Consider the following 19668-nt stretch of genomic DNA (forward strand, 5'->3'; position numbering starts at 1 on the left):
GGAGTGTCCGGTCGGTGGTGCGAATTGAAGGTTGTGTCGGTTGGTGCCCGCGAGCTGTGCGACGATCGAAGGAGCGATCGCCGAGGGGGTGCGGCAGTAGTGACGGTGACGGTGTCACGCGTGCGGGCGGCCAAGCCCGCGACGATGCTCGACGCCGCCGATGACGTACGGACCACGTCTGCCGCGTTGGAGATCGTCATCGGCGTCGAACGCGGCCAGCTGGCCAACTTGAAAGCGAACTGGCACGGTGCGGCGGCAGATGCCGCGGCCGCCAAGGCGCAACAGCTGATCGACGACCAGGAGGCCTACCGCTCCCGGTTGGACAAGCTGGCGAAGGCACTGACCGAAGGGGGTCAGCAGCTCGGCGCGGTGCGCACGACGCTACTCGAATTGGTCGACACCGCAATGAAATTCGGTTTCGGTGTGTCCGACGACGGCGTCGTGACGCCGCGGCAGTGGCTGATCGGGCAGCTGTCGCAGCTCAAGGAATGGGCCGCGGGGATGACCACGGCGACCCAGGGCCTGCTGCAGACCTTCGACGTCGCCGATGCGGCGGCGGCCGCGGCGATCGATGCGGCGGCCACCGGCCCCAAGCCCGGCCCGCAGGTCACCGTCGACGGGCAGCCGATCCAGATTCCGTCCCCGGACACCAAGCCCGAGGACGTCGCCAAGTGGTGGAGCTCGCTGACCCCCGAACAGCGCCAGGCGTTGATCGCCCGTCATCCGCCGGAGTTGGGCAATCTCAACGGCATCGGTGCGACGGTCCGCGACCAGGTCAACCAGCAGGTCATGAATGACGACCTCAACCGCGTTCGCGATGTCGCGAACCGCAACCACGTCTCCGAGGACGACGTGCTCAAGGACCCGGCGCGCTACGGCCTCACCCAGACCGATGCCACGCGGTTCTACAACGCCAGGCGGACCAGCGAGGGGCTGGCACACCAGCGGGGCGACGACCCGAAGACGCCGCGGCCGGTCATGCTGTGGGGCTACCAGCCCGAGGCGGACAACGGCCAGGGGCGGGCGGCGATCTGCATCGGCAATCCCGACACCGCCACCAACACGACGGTGATCGTCCCCGGCACCGGCAGCAGTGTGCGCGACGGCTGGCTCGCCGACGGCCACGACGACGCGATCAAGATGTACGAGCAGGCCGCGCGGGCCGATCCCGGTCGCTCGACCGCGGTGATGATGTGGATGGGTTACGACGCGCCCGACGCCTTCTCCGACCCCCGCATCGCCAACCCCACACTGGCCCGGCAGGGCGGTGACCTGTTGGCCGCCGACGTAAACGGTTTGTCGGCAACGCATCTGGGCACGTCGCACGTGACGGTGATCGGCCACTCCTACGGATCGACCACCGTCGCCGACGCCTGTGCGGGCAGCGGGATGAGGGCCAACGACGTCGTCCTCATCGGTAGTCCGGGAACCGATCTCGCCAAGAGCGCGGCCGACTTTCACGTCAACGGCGGCCAGGTGTACGTGGGGGCGGCGTCGACCGACCCCGTCACCTGGCTGGGTTCGCCCGGGCCCGCCGCGGCGCAGTGGATCAATTCCGAACTCGGATATCCCGTCGGGCCCGTCGCCGGTCTGGGCTCCGACCCGGCGGCAGATGGTTTCGGCGCCACCAGATTCCGTGCCGAGGTCGCCGGGCAGGAGAGCTGGGCGTTCGGTGACCATTCGCGCTACTACGACATGGGTAGCGAGTCGCTGCGCGCGATGACCGACATCGCCAGTGGCCACTCGGAGAGACTGGCGACCGACGGGCTGCTGGCGGCCGAGCGCGACAAGCCCGTCATCTCGACCCCGGACCACATCGACCTGCCGTTCGGCATCGACCTACCGGTGCCGCACGTGGACATCCCGGTTCCCGGTGTGCCCGCGATCGACGACCCGGAGGCAGACCGTCCCGGCAACACAGTGACGAGGGACCATGATTACAAGTAGTCGATGCCGCACAGTCGTTGCGGCAGCCCTGTGTTCGGTGATGTTAGGAGGATGTGGCGTGATTCCCTTGCCGCACTTCGGTTCTGGTCACAGTGCCGACAAGCAGTCCAACTCGATGACGCCCGACCAGGCCATGGCGCAGGTCGTCGGCACCGGCCGGCAGCTCCGGAAAGTGGCCCGGCTGGAAGACGTCTCGGGCGGCGGTCACTTCCAGTCCTGTGACGACGTCGGGTCGCCGCCGTACCGGGGTTACCTGGAGATGAGTTCGGTGCTGCCGCCCGGCGTCACGGCGGACGCGTACGCCCGGCAGGTCGCCGACGCCATGATCGCCGCCGGGTGGAGCGAGGGTGCTCCACCCGGAAAGACGTTGTACGGCACGGTGATCCACCAGGGTGGCGTCATGGTGGTGATGGGCGGCGTGGCGCGTGCCCCCAGCCGCCTGGCCATCACGATCTACGGCGAGTGCCGCGACATGACCAACCACCGCGACGACGGTGGCACCGTCGGCCGCGACCTCACCGACCAGTTGAACAACGACTCGTGAGCGCTACCGGTAGTTGACGAACTGCAGCGCCACGTCCAGGTCGGCGCCCTTGAGCAGGGCGATGACGGCCTGCAGGTCGTCGCGCTTCTTGCTGGACACCCGGATCTCGTCGCCCTGAATCTGCGCCTTGACGCCCTTGGGGCCCTCGTCTCGGATGATCTTGGTGATCTTCTTGGCCTGCTCGCTGCTGATGCCCTGCTGCAGCGTGCCCGACACCCGGTAGGTCTTGCCGCTGGGCTGCGGATCGCCGGCGTCGAACGCCTTCATCGAGATGTCGCGGCGGACCAGCTTCTCCTTGAACACGTCGACCGCGGCCTTCACGCGCTCCTCGGTCGAGGAGACCAGTTCGATGACCTCATCGCCCTTCCAGGCGATGGTGGTGTCGGTGCCGCGGAAGTCGAAGCGGGTGGACAGTTCTTTGGCGGCCTGGTTGAGGGCGTTGTCGACCTCCTGTCGGTCGACCTTGCTGACGATGTCGAACGATGAATCCGCCATTGGATTGCCCTCCGTATCTGCGCCCCTGGTCGGGGTCCCGTTTTCGTGTTCGGTACATCTTCGTTGTACTCTGCTACTCGCGCCAAACCCGGTACCCCCGGACGGCGACAACCCGGCAGGTTGCCCGAGCGGCCAATGGGAGCGGACTGTAAATCCGTCGGCGGAAGCCTACACAGGTTCGAATCCTGTACCTGCCACACTGATCAGGCCCCCTTTCGAGGGGGCCTGACGTGTTTCTGCGGTCGATGCCGCACAGCGTCGGCAGCCCGATTCCGGGCGGTCGTTAGGATCTGACGCATGGTCGAGTCGTCTTCTGATCATGCCGTCGTCCTCGACGTCGAGGGCTCCGGCGTGCAACCACCGGTCGACCCGAAGATTCGCAAGCAGTTCGCCCTGCTCGAACGATTCGCCCCGCCCATCGGATCCCGGTGGGCCACCGAACTGTGGTGTACCCCGCCGATCATCGAGCAGAGCCTGCGCATGCCGCCCGGTGTCCAGCCCGGCACGCCGCTGGAAGCGCACTGGGACGGGCACCGCATCGCCGGGGAATCCTGGGGCGACGGGCCGCCGGTGTACCTCGTGCACGGCTGGGGCGGGCGCCGTCCGCACCTGGGCATGTTCATCAAACCGTTGGTGACCGCCGGCTACCGGGTGATCGCCTTCGACCTGCCCAGCCACAACGAGTCCGACCCGGGCGCGCTCGCGCCGGGACGCACCACCGCCATCGAATGTGCGGACGCCGTCGCGGCCGTCATCCGCGAGCACGGGCCGGCGCATGCGGTCGTCGCCCACTCGCTCGGCGCCAACGCGACCACCATGGCCGCCGCGGTGAACGGCGCCAAAGTCGGCCGGTTGGTGCTGCTCGCGCCGATGGGCGACTACCCGATGTACCTGGACCTGTTCGCCGCGCGCCACAACTTCGGCCCCCGGATCCGGGCGGGCCTGCAGCGCCGGCTGGTCCGCCGGATCGGGATGTCGCTGGAAGAGACCAACATGGTCAACCTCGCGGCCCGGGCAGGCCACCCGCCGCTGCTGCTCATCCACGACCCCGACGATCCCGACAGCCCGTACTCGTCGAGCGAGAAGCTCGCCGCGTCGTGGCCCGGCTCCGAGCTGCTCACCACCAAGGGCCTCGGAAAGCTGGCGCACTACCGGATGTTGCGGCATCGCCCGGCGATCAACGCCGGCATCGAGTTCATCGGCAGCCCGGCCTAGTTCGCGCAGGCCGAGCGTGGGGGATGACGCGGAGATCCGGCCGGATTTCCGCGCAAAGGCCCACGCTCGACGGTTCGGAACGCCGCTGACGGGTTAACGTCACCTGATGGACGCCGCGATCGCTGCGATCGGTCACGCACTGGCCCTGGCCGGTTCGATGACGTGGGAAATTCTCTGGGCGCTGATCCTCGGGTTCGCGCTGTCGGCGGTGGTGCAGGCCGTCGTCCGGAAATCGACGATCGTCCGCCTCCTCGGCGACGACAAGCCGAAGACCCTCGCGGTGGCCGCGGGGCTGGGCGCGGCATCGTCGTCGTGTTCGTACGCGGCAGTGGCCTTGGCGCGCTCGCTGTTTCGCAAAGGCGCCAACTTCACCGCCGCCATGGCCTTCGAGATCGGCTCCACCAACCTCGTCGTCGAACTCGGCATCATCCTGGCCCTGCTGATGGGCTGGCAGTTCACGGCCGCGGAATTCGTCGGCGGCCCGATCATGATCGTCGTCCTGGCGGTGCTGTTCCGGTTGTTCGTCCGCAGCCGCCTCATCGACGAGGCTCGCGTGCAGGCGGACCGGGGCATCGCGGGCTCGATGGAAGGCCATGCCGCCATGGACATGTCGGTGCAGGGCGAGGGTTCGTTCGCCAAGCGCCTGCTCTCGGGACCCGGCTTCACATCCGTCTCGCACGTTTTCGTCATGGAGTGGGCGGCGATCCTGCGTGACCTCATCATCGGTCTGCTCATCGCCGGCGCCATCGCCGCGTGGGTGCCGAATGCGTTCTGGGAGAACTTCTTCCTCGCCGACGACCCGACGTGGGCGGCGATCTGGGGGCCGATCGTCGGGCCGGTCGTGGCGATCGTGTCGTTCGTCTGCTCCATCGGGAACGTGCCCTTGGCAGCGGTGCTGTGGAACGGCGGCATCAGCTTCGGCGGCGTCGTCGCATTCATCTTCGCCGACCTGCTGATCCTGCCGATCCTCAACATCTACCGGAAGTACTACGGCACCCGGATGATGCTGACGCTGCTGGCCACCTTCTACGTCTCGATGGTCGCGGCGGGCTACCTCGTCGAATTGCTCTTCGGCGCAACGGGTCTCATCCCCACGCAGCGCAACGCCATGGTGATGGAGAGCGGTATCTCGTGGAACTACACCACGTGGCTCAACATCGTCTTCCTGCTGCTGGCCGCGGGGCTGGTGTTCCGCTTCGTCCGCACCGGCGGCATCCCGATGCTGCGCATGATGGGCGGCTCACCCGACACCGGACACGAGGGCAGCCACGAGCACCACGCCGGCCACGACCACCACTAGACGATCTTCAGCACCCGGGCCGTCGTCGTGTACGTGCGGGTCCAGATGTTGTAGGAGATCCCGGTGGTCAGCGCGCGGCTGCCGTCGGCCGTCAACAGCGGATTGCTGCCCACCCCGGTGAGGGCGCTGCCCACCTGTGTGCCGTTGGCGGTGTTGATGACCACGAGCTGGCTCCCGGTGCTGACGACGGCGCGCGTCCCGCCGCCACTGAGGACGAGGTAGCCGTTGTCGGGCTTGAGCGTGAGGGTGCTGCCCAGCTGGAAGCCGGTGGTCGTATCGATCACCGCGACCTGCGAGGTGGGTACGCCGGTGGTGTTGAAATTGCTGCTGATGGTCATCGCCACCGCACGCCCGGTGTCGGCGCTGTACTGCACCCCGCCGTTCAGGAAACCGGTGAGCGTCACGGTGTTGCCGATCTGCGCGCCGGTCGTCGTGTCGAGCACCGTCAACCGCTCGCTGTTGACGCTTGTGGCCCCGTTGTAGACGGACGTCGTGATCAGCGCCCGGCTGCCGTCGACGCTGATGAGGCGCGAGCCGAATTCCTCGCCCGCGAGGTTGAGGGTGGTGCCGGTCTGGGCGCCGGTGAGGGTGTTGATCACGGCGACGTGTGTCCCGGCGTTGTCACCGGCGATGGTCACGGCGCGACCGCCATCGGGCGTCATCAGCAGCGAGTGCCAGGTGCCGGGCAGCGTCACGTCGCCGATCTGGTTGCCGGTGGCGAGGTCGACGGTCGCGAGCTTGGTGGTCGTCACCTGGGTGACCGGGTCGGTCGACGTCGCGGTGATCACCATGCGGGTCCGGTCGGCGCTGAGTTCGCGCGCCCCGTCGCCGTCGACGACGACACCGGTGCCGACGGGCGCGCCGGTAGCGGCGTCGAGTACCGCCAGCCGGGTGGTGAACGTGTTGACCGGACCTTCGGTGCGGGCCAGGAAGACGACGCGGTTGCCCGCGGCGTTGAACACCGGTGCGCCGTACGAGATGCCCTCACCTTGGAGGCCCTGCGTGGTGCCGACCTGCGCGCCGGTCGCGACGTCGATCACCGTCGCCTGCGTGGTGTAGCCCGACGCGAAATCCCCGATCTGGTTGGTGATCGCGGCGCGGGTGCCGTCGGCGTTGAGGACCGGTGGGGCCAGCTCGTTGCCGGCGATCTCGACGGTGGTGCCGAGTTGCGTGCCCGTGGTGGTGTCGAGCACGGCCACCCGCGTGGTGTCCGGGGTCTCCCAGATCGGGCGGCTGGTGGTGATCAGGGCGCGAGTGCGATCGGCGGTCAGGACGGGTGCCTCCAGGCTGTTGCCGGTGACGGAGACCGTGGTGCCGGTCTGGGTGCCGGTGAGCGTGTCGATCACCGCGACCTGGGTGGTTCCCGAGCCATAGGTGGTGGTCAGGGCCCGGCTGCCGTCGGCGGCCAGCAGCTGCACGCCGACCGCGCCCGGGAGGGTGAGGGTCGTGCCGGTCTGCTTGCCGGTCGTGAGGTCGATGACCGCCAGCTGCGTGGCCGTGGTGCCCGCCGCGGTGATGACGGCCCGCGTGCCGTCGGCGCTGAATGTCGGTACGACGGGCTTGCCGGCGATGGACACCGTGCTGCCGACCTGCTTGCCGGTCGCGGTGTCGATCACCGCGACGCGGGTGGTGCTGGTCGTCGAGATGGGCGAGGGGCCGGTGACCACCAGCGCGCGGGTGCCGTCATTGTTCAACAGGGTCGAGCCGACGCCCGAGACGCCGACGCTCCCGATCTTCGTCACCGACGTGGCGATCAGCGACGGCTGCACGAGCACGCGCACGGTGCGGTCGGTCGCGTCGGTGACGTAGACGGCGCCGCTCGGGACGACGGCGACGGCGTGACCGCCGGCGGCATCGGTGTCGAACCGGACGGTGCTGACGACGGCCGAGGTGGCGGTGTTGATCACCGAGACGGTGTCGTTGCCGTTGGCGACGTAGGCGATGCTGCCGTCGGCGCTGACGGCCACCGAGCTGGGGGCGGGTCCCACGGCGATCGCGCCGGGCAGCACGGTGTCGGTGGCGGTGTCGATGGTGGACAGCGTGCCGTTCTGGCTCGCCACATAGAGCTCGCCGCCGGTGCCAATGGCCAGTGCGGTGGGTGCGGTGCCGAGCGCGATGCCGGTGACGCCGAGGGTGCTGGTGTCGATGACCGAGACGGTGTTGCTGCCCTGGTTGGCGACGTACACCTTGCCGACGCCGACCGCGAGCGCCGTGGGTTGGCTGCCGACGCCGACGGTGTCGGTGACGCTGTAGGTGGTGGGGTCGACGACGGACACCGTGCCGCTGCCCTTGTTGGCGACATAGAGGCGGCCGTCGCCGCCGACCGTCAGCGCGCTGGGCGCGGTACCCACCGTGATGTCCTTCGACGACGTGCTCGGGTCGGCGTCGATCCGCTTGTATCCGACGGTGTTGATGACCGACACTGTCCCGCTGCCGCTGTTCGCGACGTACAACCGGGTGCCGTCGGGGCTCAGCGCCAGCGCGGTCGGCGCGGTACCCACCGAGATGTCCTGCGAGAACCAGCTCGGGTTGGCGTCGATCCGTTTCCCCGTGGTGGTGTTGATGACCGACACCGTGTTGCTGCCGGTGTTGGCGACGTACAGCCGGCCGTCGCCGCCCACCACCTCCGCACCGGGATTGGTGCCCACCGAAATCGACTTCGAATAGTTCAGCCAGGGTGCCGGGACGTTCGTCGTCGCGGCCGTCGGGACCGGCTGCGCGGCGGTCGCGGCGGTTGCGACCACGGGCTGCGCGGCCGTGGCGGCCACGGGCTGACTCGTCGAGGTGACCGCGGCGGGTTTCGTCGGGGCCTCGATCCGGGTGCGGGTGCCCCAGGCCGCCAGCACGGCGGCCACCGGCGCGAAGCCCGGGGCGACGGGTCCACCGCTCGCCGACGAATCGAGCGTCGCCGCCGACATGACACTGACCGCGCCGCTCGTCCCCGTCGGGGTGGCCGTGACCGACGGCGTCACGGCCGATGTCGCGACGGCCGTTGCGGCCACCGCTCGCGGTGCCGGAGCCGACGTCGTTTCCACGTCGCCCTTGAGGGCGCGCGGTGTGGGCTTCTTCGTCGACCCGGTGACGGTCTTCGCGGTCGTCTGTGTCTTCGCGGGACTGTCCGCCGCCGTCGGTGCGGGTTTGGTGGCGCGCTGCTTCTCGCTGCTCGCCTTGCCCGGCGGGCGCTTGTTCTTGCCTGCCTTCGCGGCGGGTTTCGTGGTGCCGGCCGTCTCCGGCGCGGCGTTCTGTGCCGGCGCTGAGGTGGCTCCCGGATTCGCGGCATCGTCGGCCCACGCCGTGCCCGGTGTGCTCGCGATCGCGAAACCGACCCCGAGTGCCACTGCCAACCCCCCGACCCGTCCGACGTACGTGGCGTTGCTCATGGTCGGTCCTCTCGCGCGGCCCGAATGAGGGACATATGTCCCTCTAATGGGAATACCGCATGTGAGGCCGGTTGTCTGCAGTACGAACGGCTGATTTTTCCGCGGTGTGCGGTTACCGCAATCTCGCCGCGAGGATGGGCTGACCCGGGCCGCCCAGTTCATCGACGGCTGCCGGGCGCCCGGTCATCGCCATCAGCAATGCCTCGCCCGTGCCGAGCACCTCGGGTCCCGCGCCGTGCTGCCAGTCGACGTCGGTGGCCCGCAGCCGCAGCCCCCGGATCCGCCGGCCTGCGCCGAGCCGCGGATTGCCCGGGATCGCGGGCAAGATGCGTTCGAGGCGCTCGGCCGGGATGGTGCGCGGATGGCCGAGCGCCCGGCGGATGTCCTGGTGATGGACGGTCCCGTCCACCAGCCCGATCATCCCGCCGAATCCGGACGTGAGTCCCTGCGGATGTAGGTGGGCGTCGAGGAAGTCCATCAATTGCGCGGGGGTGTAGACCGCGAAGTCCCGCACGCCGACCTCGTTGGCGCGCACGATCCACCCGCGGGCGAAGCGCCGCAGCAGGCCCACGACGCTGAGCTCCTCGTAGCTCACGACATGTGCGACAACGTCTTTCACCGACCATTCGGTGCACAACGTGAAAGCCTGCCAATCGGCGTCGGACAGTGTCCGCAGATAGGCGGCGAGGTCGCGACGCTCCTCGTACGCGAGGTCCATCATGGAACGCTGCGACGACATGGTCACGCCTCCGCGGCGACGATGTCGTGGTACCGATTCAGGTACAGCGGCCAGCCGGCCTCGCCGTCGACCCCGTCTGCCACCGACCGCCAGCCGGCGCCGTGGCGTTCCAGATGCCGGTGCTCCAGATCGACGCGCGTCCGCCCGTCGGCTTCGGCGGTGAACCGCACTTCGACCTCGCTGGTCTTGCCGGGGTCTGATTCGACCTGCCATGTCGGCCCGATGTCCCACGAGAACACCACGCGGCTCGGCGGCTCGTAGGCCAGCACGCGTGCCCACCGGCACGTGCTGCCGTCCGTTCCCACGTCGTAGATGTGGCCGCCCACATGTGCTTCGAACACCGTCTCGGCGATCGGGACCGTCAGCAGGTTGTGGTCGCGGGGCTTGATGGCGTCGAAGCGGCCGACGAACAATGCGAACGCCCTGTCGATCGGTGCCGCCACGACGACGCTCTTGCGAATCGGTGCCACCTCGGTCGTCATGAACCTTTCCCTTCTTCGTCGGCGAGCTCCTTGAACGCCGTCAGTGTCGTGTCCCAGAACATGTCCAGCTCGGCCCGCAGGGCCTCGAGGCCACGAGGGTCTACCTGGTAGATGCGCCGGGTGCCGACCTGGCGGTCGGTCACCAGTCCCGCGCAGCGCAGCACCTTGAGGTGCTGGGACACGGCCGGGCGGCTGACCGGCAGTCCGTCGGCCAGCTCGCCGACCGCACGCGGCCCGGCGGCCAATCGTTTGAAGATCGTCCGCCGGGTGCGGTCGGCGAGCGCACCCCATGGATCGGCCATTTCGTAAGTAGTCACTAACGGTAAGTTTAAACTTACGGATGTCGATTGAAAAGGGTTGCGACGGCTTCGGCTGGTGTTGGCCGTCAGTCGTAGATGACGGCGAGGCCCCGGCGTTGCAGGTCGGCCAGGCCGTCGCGCATCGCCTGGAGCTGCTCGGGTGAATGCCCGACCCAGTCGGTGAGTTCGCCGACGACGCGGACCGGCTCCCGGGTCCGGAAGGAGTGGGTCGGGTTGCCCGGCAGTTTCTTGTCCGTCACGTTGGGGTCGTCCTCCAGTTCGCCGAGCGGCTCGACGAGGTAGATGCGGCACCGGCCATCACCGGCCGCGAGTTCGGCTCCCCATGCCGCGGCGTCCAGCGTCCGCGTGACGTAGACGTGGTTCGAGACCCGGCCCGCTTCGTAGTTCGACGCACGTCCCGGTACCAGCAGATCCCCGATCGCGAGATCGGCTCTGGTGCCATGCAGCAGCGCGCCCGACTCGTGCAGTTCGAAAGGCTTCGGCGTGTTCGTCATGACTTCCCCCATTCGTCGTACCGTCTGGCCGGACGATTGTGCGGCACCACCGGGGCCTTGCGGCAAGCCCCGGGGTGTGCCATAAATTGAGAGTGGGAGGAACGTTCACCTGATGTTCCCCGATCCGGTCGGCACGTGAATTGCGTTGCGCGACACGGCTTTCTCCTGACAATCACCCAGGCGGTGCATAGCCGCGATCCGCGACGAGTTCGTGCGTGAGCCGGACGAACGCGGCGGCGGCCGCGCTGTGGTAGCCGCCGTCGCGGCGCAGGATGGCGACGGTCCGGGTCGGAATGGGCGGGTCCAGCGGCACCGGCGTCAGGTGCGGGTGGTCGTGGGTGACGGCATCCGGCAGGACCGTCGCGAGCGGCGTGCGCTGCACGATCTCGGTGAGGGCCTGGACCGAGTTGGCTTCGACCATGATCCGCGGGTCCACATGGTGTGCCGCGAAATAGGTGTCGATGTGTGTCCGGGTCAGGAAGTCGCTGCTGAGCAGCGCCAGCTGGACGTCGTCCAGCGCGCGGACCGGCAAGGCGCCCGGCAGGCTGGCGGCCCGCGGGCCGCTGGTCACGAGCCCGAGGTGTTCGGTGAACAGCGCGGCGAACTCGATGCCGGGCACGGGAGCCCCCATGAACGCGATGCCGACGTCGAGATCGTCGGCGAGAAGACCCGCTTCGATGTTGTCCTGCGACATCTCGACCACGGTCAGGCTGACCCCGGGATGGCGGGCGTACAGCTCGGCGGTCAGCGGGCCGATCAGGTACGTGATGAACGTCGGGGTGATGCCCAGCCGCAAGTGCCCGCGGGAGAGGTCTTGGACGTCCTCGATGGCACGCTCGGCGGCGGCCAGTTCGCGGAGCGCGCTGCGGGCGCGCGCGGCGAACGCGGCGCCGGCATCGGTGAGCCGCACTGTCCGCCCGCTGCGGTCGAGCAGCTGCACGCCGAGCGTCGTTTCCAGCTGTTTGATCTGCTGGGAGAGCGTGGGTTGCGACACATATAGCTCCTCGGCGGCGCGGGAAAAGTTGCCGTGTTCGGCGACGGCGAGGAGATATCGCAGGTGACGGAGCTCGAGTCCAGCCATGACGCCAACAATAGACGCTGTCTATGGGAACGGTGAAAACTAGCTATTGGACGTTATACGTGCTGTTCGTACATGGTGAATGCAGCAAGAAAGGAAACACCATCATGAAGAAGAACAGCCTCGGCGCCATGACAACCGGGTTGGCCGTCGGCGCATTCGCCGCGCTCGCGATCGGACTGGCCGCTCCGGCATCGGCCGACAACGGCGGGACGGTGGCACTGCCCGGCCCGGTCCCCGTATACGCGCAGGACACCTTCATCGGCGGTGCCAACCCCTACGTCCCGTTCGGCACCAACCCGATGGTGCCGTACGGCACCTGGGCACAGCACTGACGCCCGTTCGACCCGCCACCGAAAGGAAATCCGTGATCCACGCACAGTTCGACCCGACCGCCCGTCAGCTCCTCGCCGCCGAGGCCGTCGAAGCCAAGACCCGCAAGGACCTGTCCTGGCAGCAGGTCGCCGACGCCGCCGGCCTGTCCGTGGCCTTCACGACGGCCGCCGTCCTCGGTCAGCACGCGCTTCCGGAGAAGTCGGCCAAGGCCGTCGGTGACCTGCTGGGTCTGGACGATGCCGCGGTGCGGTTGCTGCAGACCATCCCGACCCGTGGCTCCATCCCCGGTGGCGTGCCCACCGACCCGACCATCTACCGGTTCTACGAGATGCTGCAGGTCTACGGCACCACGCTCAAGGCGCTGGTCCACGAGCAGTTCGGCGACGGCATCATCTCCGCCATCAACTTCCGCCTGGATGTGAAGAAGGTTGCTGATCCCGATGGTGGCGAACGCGCGGTCATCACACTGGACGGTAAGTACCTGCCAACTGTGCCGTTCTGATTTCTGGCGCCGACTGCCCTAATATGGTGGTTGATGCCGCAATAATTTTCGCAATTGCAAATTCTCGTGGCAAACTGAACGTAGGCCGCTGACGGCCGGCTTCGAGAGGATGGATGCAGCGTGGCGACGCACCTGCGCATGGCGGCGGTGACCTGGTTGGTCGCCGCACCGGTGATCGGCGCCGGCGTGGCGGGCGCCGCACCGATCGATATGCCGCTTTCTCCGAGTGTTTCTGGTGATACAGGTGGGGCCAGTTCGGGTACGTCGCGCCCGGGCCTGCCCTCCGTCGGAGATCTGGGCAAGGCGTTCGGTGGGCTGACGACCGCCGCGACCACCGTCGGAACCGGCGCGCTCAGCGGCTTCGGTGTCACGCCGTCTCCGGGCCAGCAACTGACGCCGAAGTTTGGCGACGGCCGCAACGGCTCCAACATCTCGTCTGCGACGTCGTCCTCGAGCACGTCGGCCGGCCTGCCCTCGGGTGCGTTGAGCACAACGCAGAGCGCACCTGCCAGCGAACCCGTGAGCATTGCCGAAACTCCCGCCGCGGTGCCGTCGGTCCAGTCGGTCTCCGTCCCCTTGGCCGCGGCGAGTGCCGCGGCCGGCCAGACCGCCCTCGTCGTGGCCGATGCACCGCTGGCACCGGTGACGGCACTGACGGGGCCGCTGCCCGCAGCATTGGGTGAGCCGATCCGAACCGTGGCCGCGTTGCCCGGGTTTGCTGTCGCGCAAGCGCTGCCGGTGGTCCAGGGGTGGGCCTCCGCGGTGGCCGAGTTGTCGTCGGCCGTCACGCCGACGACCGGCGTGCCGCGGGTCGCGTCCGTCGGCCGGGAGTTCGGGGGCCGCGTCCAGCCCCCGGCATCCAGTGGGGCGCAGACGGATTCACGTTTCGCCGGCCACTCCGGCGGCAGCGGGCAGCTGCCGGTGCGCGGGCCCGAACCGGCTGACCGGGTCTTCGCGGCCGACAACGCCATCGTCGCGGCGGCGCCGTACCGGGCCGGGTACTCCGACGACCTCCGTGCGGCCGGCCTGGGTGAGGTCGCCGCCGTCGCAGTTCCGGGTTTCACCGGCCTGTTGGTGCTGACCGGCGCCGGTGGGCTCATCGGCTTCCGGCAGGCCCGTGCCGGGCGCGCGATGCATGGCGGCACCCTCAATCGATTCGCGGCTCAGTAGTCCGCAGTCCGTCACCGTTCACGGCGCAGCGCCCACGTTGCGTCGTGAATTGCTTTGCGCTGGAATGTATTCGGCCGTGCGGGCAGCGGTGTTACCCAAACCCGTTGACAGCCAACATCTTTGGCTGAATCGCCTGGTCGGCGTGGCGCCTCCCGATGGCGGTGAAATCGCCGCAAATAGGCGCCTATCACACATCGACGAACGTTTGCCAGCCGACACGCCGAAGTGGCGCTGTGGTGAAATCGAGACGAGCTCCATCCGACGTGCAAAGAGCCCGGCCGAACGCTTACTCTGATGCAGTACCTCGAGTACACCCCCACCCGACAATCCCTGGCCGACGCCGAACTTTGGAGCTGTGTTGACCTCATCCCGCCGTGTCCGTGGCGCCTGGCTGGCCGCTGCGCTGGCCGTCCTTGCCGTGCTCGGTGGGACCGTGGTGTCGTCGACGTCGCGCTGCCAGGAAGGTTGCAAGGTGGTCGCCGCATCGCGCGACCTGTCCGTGTCGCAGCCCGCCGCCCCCGAGCCCGCCGTCGTGCGCGTCTCGCCGGCCGGCGGGGCCAAGGACGTCAGCCCCGCGGCGCCCGTGAACGTCACCGCCGCGAGCGGCACCATCACGGCCGTGTCGATGGTCAACGGCGCCGGAAAAGAGATTCCCGGGACGCTCTCACCCGACGCCAAGACTTGGACGCCCGCCGAGCAGCTGGGCTACGGCCGCAAGTACACGATGACCATCGAGGCGCGCGGCCCCTCGGGTATGCCGTCGCGGCAGACGTCGAGCTTCACCACGCTCAGCCCCTCCTACCAGACCGCGGTGTACCTCAACACCGTCTCCGGTGCGCAGCTGCAGGAAGGCGGGACCTACGGCATCGGCGTCGTGGTCACCGCGCACTTCGACGAGAAGATCGAGGACAAGGCCGCCGCGGAGCGCAACCTCGTCGTCACCACCAACCCGCCGGTTCCCGGCTCGTGGCACTGGGTCGACGACGCCAACGCCCACTGGCGTCCGGAGAAGTACTACGCGCCGAACACGACGGTCACCGTTGCGGCCAAGATCTACGGCGTCCGGCTGGGCGAGGGCACCTACGGCCAGCAGGACGAGCGGGTCTCGTTCCGGATCGGCAATGCCCACGTCTCCGTCGCCGACGACCACACCCACCAGGTCAGCGTCTTCGACAACGGCCAGCTGGTGCGCACCATGCCGACCTCGATGGGCATGGGCGGCACCGAGACGATCGGCAACACCGTCATCTCGTTCTGGACCCCGCCCGGTATCTACACCGTGATGGACAAGGCCAACCCGGTGATCATGGACTCGTCGACGTTCGGATTGCCGACCAGTAGCCGCCTCGGCTACAAGGAGACCATCCCGTGGGCGACCCGGATCAGCCATGACGGCATCTACCTGCACCAGCTGAACTCCACCATCTGGGCGCAGGGCAAACAGAACACCTCGCACGGATGCCTGAACCTCAACAGCGAGAACGCCAAGTGGTTCTACGACTTCTCGGTGCCCGGCGACGTCGTCGAGATCAAGTACACCGGCGGTGAGCCGCAGAAGCTGAGCCAGAACGGCGACTGGAGCATGCCGTGGGACCAGTGGGTCCGCGGCTCCGCCCTGCCGCCGCCGCCCGTGCCCGCCGCGCCTGTCGCCGCGCCGCTGCCGCCGCGCTAGCAACCTCGCGAAGAGGGTCGCGGCCAAGTGTGAACTATCTCACAATGGCCCCGTTTCGGGCGTAGCCTGAAGGCATCTTCGGCAAGGAGGGAGATGCGAATGAAGGGCGCGCACCATGATCCGGTGGATCATTCCCGAACCACTCAGCCGCATGCCGGTGAATCCTTCATCGACACGTTGTGGCTGCCTGGCCTGGGCCTGATCGCACTCGGCATCGTCACGATCGCCGGCTTCGTCTTCGCAACCGCGTTCGGTCACACGGGGCTCGAGCTACCGCTCGGCCTCATCGCCGGCGCGCTGGTCACCGCGGGAGCGCTGATCATCACGTTCGAGCACCTGCGGGTCAAGCGAGTCGAGGAGCGGTGGCTGGCCGACCATCCCGAACGGCGCCTGCACGCAGGCTGACCGCCCGGGGTCTAACGCGGCAGCAGCCGCAGAATCTCCGGCGTCCGCGGGTCGAGGATGTCGTCGAAGTCGTGATGCTTCTCGACGTACGCCTTGACCATCGGGCAGATCGCCACGATGCGCTTGCCCTGCTGCCGCGTGGTCGCCAACGCCTGCGCGATCAGGACGCTGGCCAGTCCGCGTCCGCCGAACGCCGGATCGATCTCGGTGTGGTAGAAAACCCGCTGCTCGCCGTGCTCGATGAAAGCGGTGAGCCCCACGGGTTTTCCGTCGACCGCGATGCTGAAACGGTCGGCTTCCTGGGTCACCTCGACAGGTTCGCCGTTCTTGTCGGTGAGCATCACTCGGGCCTTTCCTCCAGTGGGTGGTTTCCGCGGGACCAGGCGGGTGGTCGGTAGCGGGGGAGCGGGCAACCGCGCCGGCTCACCCTGATAACCGAGGACTTCGCCGAACTGTTCCGACTCGGCCTGCCACTGATTGCGGTATTCGACGATCTCGTCGTGCGTGCGCCCGACGAAGTTCCACCACATCAGCAGTTCTTCGGTGAAGGGCGTACCCCCGAGGATGACGGCGCGCGCCGGCTCGCCACCGGTGTTGACGAGGGTCAGCCGCGTGGATCCGACGCCCTGATACGCCATTTCGTACGGCTGCACCGGCGTACCGGCGACGGTCAGCGCGCCCTGATCGAGCAGCACGGCGTGCTCGAAGGTGGGGTCGACGTCGAACTCGACGGTGGCGCCGGCCGGCAGATCGACCTGCGCACCGAGCAGCGGCGTGTGCGTGTGGACCGGCGACTGCTGCCCGGCCAGTGCGCCCAGGAACACCGACACCGTGGCGCCGCCGAACGAAACCGGCTGCGGCGCATAGTGGTCGAAATTGCGGGGACCATGGCGGGCGGCGTCGGGCAGCGCGACCCACAGCTGGACACCGTGCAGGATCGTCGTCGCCGGCGTGGAGACCTCGGAGTGGCAGATGCCGGCGCCGGCCGTCATCAGGTTGAGCTCACCGGGCCGCACCATCTCGTGAACGCCATGCGAATCGCGGTGCTCGATCTCGCCGCTGAACAACCAGCTGACCGTCTGCAGCCCCGTGTGCGGGTGCGGGGGAACGTCCATCCCGGCCTTGACGCGCACGTCTTCCGGACCGTAATGGTCGGCGAAACACCACGCGCCGACCAGCGAGCGGTCGCGCTGCGGCAACGTGCGACGGACCATCATCGCGCGCGGGCCGCCCAGCGGCACCTCACGCGGCTCCAGAATCTCGATGCGGTTGGGAGGCCCGGCGGCACAGTCGTATTCGACGGGGTCTGCCTCTAGATTGCTCACGATTCGCCTTCCCGGCTGCGTACCATCGTCGCGTTCGCTCAGACCATACCCGCGCCGTCCTGGCCACGATCTGAAAGTAGGCGATGGACACCACCGAACCGGGCCCCGCGCACGTGCACATCGACAAGCAGTCGCCCCACGCCTACCGGGCGCTGGTGGCGGTCGCGACCGCGGTCACCAAGACTGCCGCCGAGGCTGGGCTGCCGCCGGCGCTGGTGGAGCTGATCAACACCCGCGTCTCGCTGATCAATGGCTGCCCGTCGTGCCTGGAGATCCATCACCGCCGCGCGGTAAAGGCCGGCGTCACCGACAAACAGCTCGCGACGCTGCGCGCCTGGCGGGACACCGAGCTGTTCTCCGCGCAGGAACGCGCCGCGCTGCGGCTGGCCGAGATCACCACGACGCTGCCCGACCACGACACCGCCGAACGCGAATACGCAAGGGCACGAGCGGTACTGAACGACGACGAGATCTCCGCGGTGATCTGGGTCGCGACCGCGATCAACGCCTTCAACCGGGTGTCGATCCTGAGTCGGCACCCGGTGCGGCCCTAGGTACTGGCCCGTAGCCGGTCCCGCAGGCCCGACGCGCGCAGCGCCTGCCGCTGCACCGCGGCCCGCACCTCGTCGGCCGACCCGACGATGCGCACCTTCTTCTTCGCGCGCGTGACCGCGGTGTAGAACAGCTCGCGCGTCAGCAACCGGGAGTCGGCGGGCGGCAGGATCACCGTCACCTCGTCGGCCTGCGAGCCCTGGCTCTTGTGGATGGTCAGCGCATACATCGTCTCGACATCGGCGATCCGACTCGATGAGAACTGTTGCGTCGCAGTCGCACCCGCGATGTACACCTGAACACCGTCCGGCCCGGCGGCGACCAGGCCGGTGTCGCCGTTGTAGATGCCCAGCGCGTAGTCGTTGGCCGTCACCAGCAGCGGACGGCCGGGGTACCACGGCGACCACGTGGCCTGCCCCGTCTCGTCGGTGATCCAGCGCTCCACCTGACGATTCCAGTGCCGCACTCCGTAGGGGCCGTCGCGGTGCGCGCACAGCAGGCGGTGTTCGTCCATGGCCGCGAGACCGTCGGCCCCGGCACCCAGCAACGCGCAGGCGCGCACCTTCAGCGCGTGGCCCACCAGAACGGGGCGCAGCGCCGCGGCCGGCTCGGCATCCTCGATGAACTCGATCGCCGCATCGCCCACCCGCAGGAGGGCGAGCACCTGGTCGGCGTCACCGGACCGGATCGCTTCGGCCAGACCGCCGATCGACGCCCCGAACCGGTGCGTGGTGTGCAGTGCGGCGATCCGGATGGACGGGTGGTCGGTGAGGCCGTCGACCAGATCGGCCAGCACGGCACCCGCCTGCACCGAGGTCAACTGGTCGGGGTCGCCGACCAGCAGCAGCCGGGTGTCGGGCCGAACGGCTTCGAGCAACCTGGCCATCAGTGTCAGCGACACCATCGAGGTCTCGTCGACGACGACGACGTCGTGCGGCAACCGGTTGCCGCGATGGTGCTTGAACCGCGAGGCGCTGTCGGGACGCCCGCCGAGCAACCGGTGCAGCGTGACGGCCCGCAGCCCGCTGAGCCGTTCCCGGTCCGCGGTCTCGAGTTTGGCCACCTCGGCCGAGACGGCCTCCTGCAGCCGGGCGGCAGCTTTTCCGGTCGGCGCCGCGAGTGCGATCCGCAGCCGGCCCGGGTGCGCGGCCTGCGCCAGCAGCGCGAGTAGCCGCGCCACGGTCGTCGTCTTGCCCGTGCCGGGGCCACCGGTCAGCACCGTCACCGGCTGCGTCAGCGCCAGCTGTGCGGCGGCCCGCTGCTCGGCGAAACCCGGTGGTGGGAAAAGCCGTTCAAGGGCGGCGTCGCTGACCGGCTGCGACGGTTGCGCCGACAGCGCCAGCAGGTCGGTGCACACCTGCTGTTCTTCGCGCCAGTAGCGGTCCAGGTACAGCAACCGCTCGTGGTCCAGCCGGATGGCCGTGCCCGTCAACGGACTATCCGCGACGGCGGCCACCAGTTCGGCGGGCGCCGGCCACGGCAGGTCACCGCCGATGTCGTCGGCGACGGTCGTGAGGTCGACGCACACCGAGCCTTCCCGCAGCGCCCGGACCGCCAGCCCGACGGCGAGGGCGACGACGTCGCCCGTCTCCTCGGCCAGCGCGCAACACCGCTGGGCCACATGCACATCGGCGGCGTTCAGCACGCCTGCGGCGTTGAACGTCGCGAGCAGTCCGGTGGCCGCGGGCACCTGCCGCCAGTCCATGGGGTCG

Annotated in this window: 19 protein-coding genes, 1 tRNA gene and 1 pseudogene; 11 read left to right on the forward strand and 10 right to left on the reverse strand. The window is 68.7% G+C overall.

The window, feature by feature from the left end; translation table 11 throughout:
- Positions 1-99 precede the first annotated feature (99 nt).
- Both BR47_RS0112125 and BR47_RS0112130 read left to right on the forward strand, forming a co-directional pair.
- Positions 100-1947 (forward strand): alpha/beta hydrolase, encoded by a 1848-nt coding sequence (locus BR47_RS0112125; RefSeq protein ID WP_029119681.1) that lies wholly within the window; start codon positions 100-102, stop codon positions 1945-1947.
- Between the two features lie 58 nt (positions 1948-2005).
- Positions 2006-2491 carry a lipoprotein LppJ family protein gene (locus BR47_RS0112130; RefSeq protein ID WP_020101291.1) on the forward strand — a complete coding sequence of 162 codons (486 nt, stop codon included), beginning with the start codon at positions 2006-2008 and terminating at the stop codon, positions 2489-2491.
- 3 nt (positions 2492-2494) lie between these two features.
- Here BR47_RS0112130 and BR47_RS0112135 read toward each other — a convergent pair whose 3' ends face one another.
- Positions 2495-2986, reverse strand: a complete 492-nt coding sequence (locus BR47_RS0112135; RefSeq protein WP_020101292.1) for a YajQ family cyclic di-GMP-binding protein — start codon at positions 2984-2986, stop codon at positions 2495-2497.
- 114 nt (positions 2987-3100) lie between these two features.
- Here BR47_RS0112135 and BR47_RS0112140 point away from each other — a divergent pair.
- From BR47_RS0112140 to BR47_RS0112150, 3 genes are all read left to right on the forward strand, one after another.
- Positions 3101-3183, forward strand: a tRNA-Tyr gene (locus tag BR47_RS0112140).
- Positions 3184-3283: 100 nt separating this feature from the next.
- Positions 3284-4201 (forward strand): alpha/beta fold hydrolase, encoded by a 918-nt coding sequence (locus tag BR47_RS0112145; protein ID WP_029119682.1) that lies wholly within the window; start codon positions 3284-3286, stop codon positions 4199-4201.
- A 106-nt stretch (positions 4202-4307) separates the two neighbouring features.
- Complete coding sequence (locus tag BR47_RS0112150; RefSeq protein WP_020101296.1) at positions 4308-5501, forward strand: permease; 1194 nt, start codon at positions 4308-4310, stop codon at positions 5499-5501.
- On the opposite strand, the gene BR47_RS32075 is transcribed toward BR47_RS0112150, so the two are convergent.
- The 6 genes from BR47_RS32075 to cynR form a co-directional block, all read right to left on the reverse strand.
- Complete coding sequence (locus BR47_RS32075) at positions 5498-8881, reverse strand: SMP-30/gluconolactonase/LRE family protein (protein ID WP_141772223.1); 3384 nt, start codon at positions 8879-8881, stop codon at positions 5498-5500. The two genes, BR47_RS0112150 and BR47_RS32075, sit on opposite strands and share 4 nt — an antisense overlap.
- Before the next feature lie 112 nt (positions 8882-8993).
- Complete coding sequence (locus BR47_RS0112165) at positions 8994-9620, reverse strand: maleylpyruvate isomerase family mycothiol-dependent enzyme (RefSeq protein ID WP_029119684.1); 627 nt, start codon at positions 9618-9620, stop codon at positions 8994-8996.
- A gap of 2 nt (positions 9621-9622) precedes the next feature.
- Positions 9623-10102 carry an SRPBCC family protein gene (locus BR47_RS0112170; protein WP_029119685.1) on the reverse strand — a complete coding sequence of 160 codons (480 nt, stop codon included), beginning with the start codon at positions 10100-10102 and terminating at the stop codon, positions 9623-9625.
- Positions 10099-10419: an ArsR/SmtB family transcription factor gene (locus BR47_RS0112175; RefSeq protein WP_029119686.1), complete on the reverse strand. Its 321-nt coding sequence runs from the start codon at positions 10417-10419 to the stop codon at positions 10099-10101. Before BR47_RS0112175 ends, BR47_RS0112170 begins: the two co-directional genes overlap by 4 nt.
- Before the next feature lie 68 nt (positions 10420-10487).
- Complete coding sequence (gene arr, locus BR47_RS0112180; RefSeq protein WP_029119687.1) at positions 10488-10916, reverse strand: NAD(+)--rifampin ADP-ribosyltransferase; 429 nt, start codon at positions 10914-10916, stop codon at positions 10488-10490.
- A 172-nt stretch (positions 10917-11088) separates the two neighbouring features.
- A complete protein-coding gene (gene cynR, locus BR47_RS0112185; RefSeq protein ID WP_029119688.1) occupies positions 11089-11997 on the reverse strand; it encodes a transcriptional regulator CynR in 909 nt (302 codons plus the stop codon).
- Between the two features lie 104 nt (positions 11998-12101).
- Between cynR and BR47_RS0112190 the strand changes: the two genes are divergently transcribed.
- From BR47_RS0112190 to usfY, 5 genes are all read left to right on the forward strand, one after another.
- A complete protein-coding gene (locus tag BR47_RS0112190) occupies positions 12102-12329 on the forward strand; it encodes a hypothetical protein (RefSeq protein ID WP_225433721.1) in 228 nt (75 codons plus the stop codon).
- A 32-nt stretch (positions 12330-12361) separates the two neighbouring features.
- Entirely contained in the window at positions 12362-12832 is a 471-nt protein-coding gene (gene cynS, locus BR47_RS0112195) for a cyanase (RefSeq protein ID WP_029119689.1), read from the forward strand.
- A 120-nt stretch (positions 12833-12952) separates the two neighbouring features.
- Positions 12953-14002, forward strand: coding sequence for a hypothetical protein (locus BR47_RS30375; protein WP_036427197.1), 1050 nt, complete (start codon positions 12953-12955; stop codon positions 14000-14002).
- A gap of 355 nt (positions 14003-14357) precedes the next feature.
- Positions 14358-15674: a L,D-transpeptidase gene (locus BR47_RS0112205; RefSeq protein ID WP_029119690.1), complete on the forward strand. Its 1317-nt coding sequence runs from the start codon at positions 14358-14360 to the stop codon at positions 15672-15674.
- Between the two features lie 123 nt (positions 15675-15797).
- Positions 15798-16079: a protein UsfY gene (gene usfY, locus BR47_RS0112210; RefSeq protein WP_231506701.1), complete on the forward strand. Its 282-nt coding sequence runs from the start codon at positions 15798-15800 to the stop codon at positions 16077-16079.
- An 11-nt stretch (positions 16080-16090) separates the two neighbouring features.
- Here the strand turns inward: usfY and BR47_RS33750 are convergent, their stop codons facing one another.
- Entirely contained in the window at positions 16091-16420 is a 330-nt protein-coding gene (locus BR47_RS33750; protein WP_225433725.1) for a GNAT family N-acetyltransferase, read from the reverse strand.
- Positions 16421-16438: 18 nt separating this feature from the next.
- Positions 16439-17404 (reverse strand): annotated as a pseudogene (locus BR47_RS0112215) (pirin family protein); the annotation flags it as partial.
- An 83-nt stretch (positions 17405-17487) separates the two neighbouring features.
- On the opposite strand from BR47_RS0112215, the gene BR47_RS0112220 reads away from it, so the two are divergent.
- The gene (locus BR47_RS0112220; protein WP_020101310.1) at positions 17488-17958 is read left to right on the forward strand and encodes a carboxymuconolactone decarboxylase family protein; all 471 of its coding nucleotides are present in this window, start codon (positions 17488-17490) and stop codon (positions 17956-17958) included.
- On the opposite strand, the gene recD is transcribed toward BR47_RS0112220, so the two are convergent.
- Positions 17955-19661: an exodeoxyribonuclease V subunit alpha gene (gene recD, locus BR47_RS0112225; protein WP_036427244.1), complete on the reverse strand. Its 1707-nt coding sequence runs from the start codon at positions 19659-19661 to the stop codon at positions 17955-17957. The genes BR47_RS0112220 and recD overlap by 4 nt on opposite strands.
- Positions 19662-19668 lie beyond the last annotated feature (7 nt).

It is taken from the genome of Mycobacterium sp. UNC410CL29Cvi84, from assembly GCF_000686745.1.
GTDB classification, from domain to species: domain Bacteria; phylum Actinomycetota; class Actinomycetes; order Mycobacteriales; family Mycobacteriaceae; genus Mycobacterium; species Mycobacterium mucogenicum_B.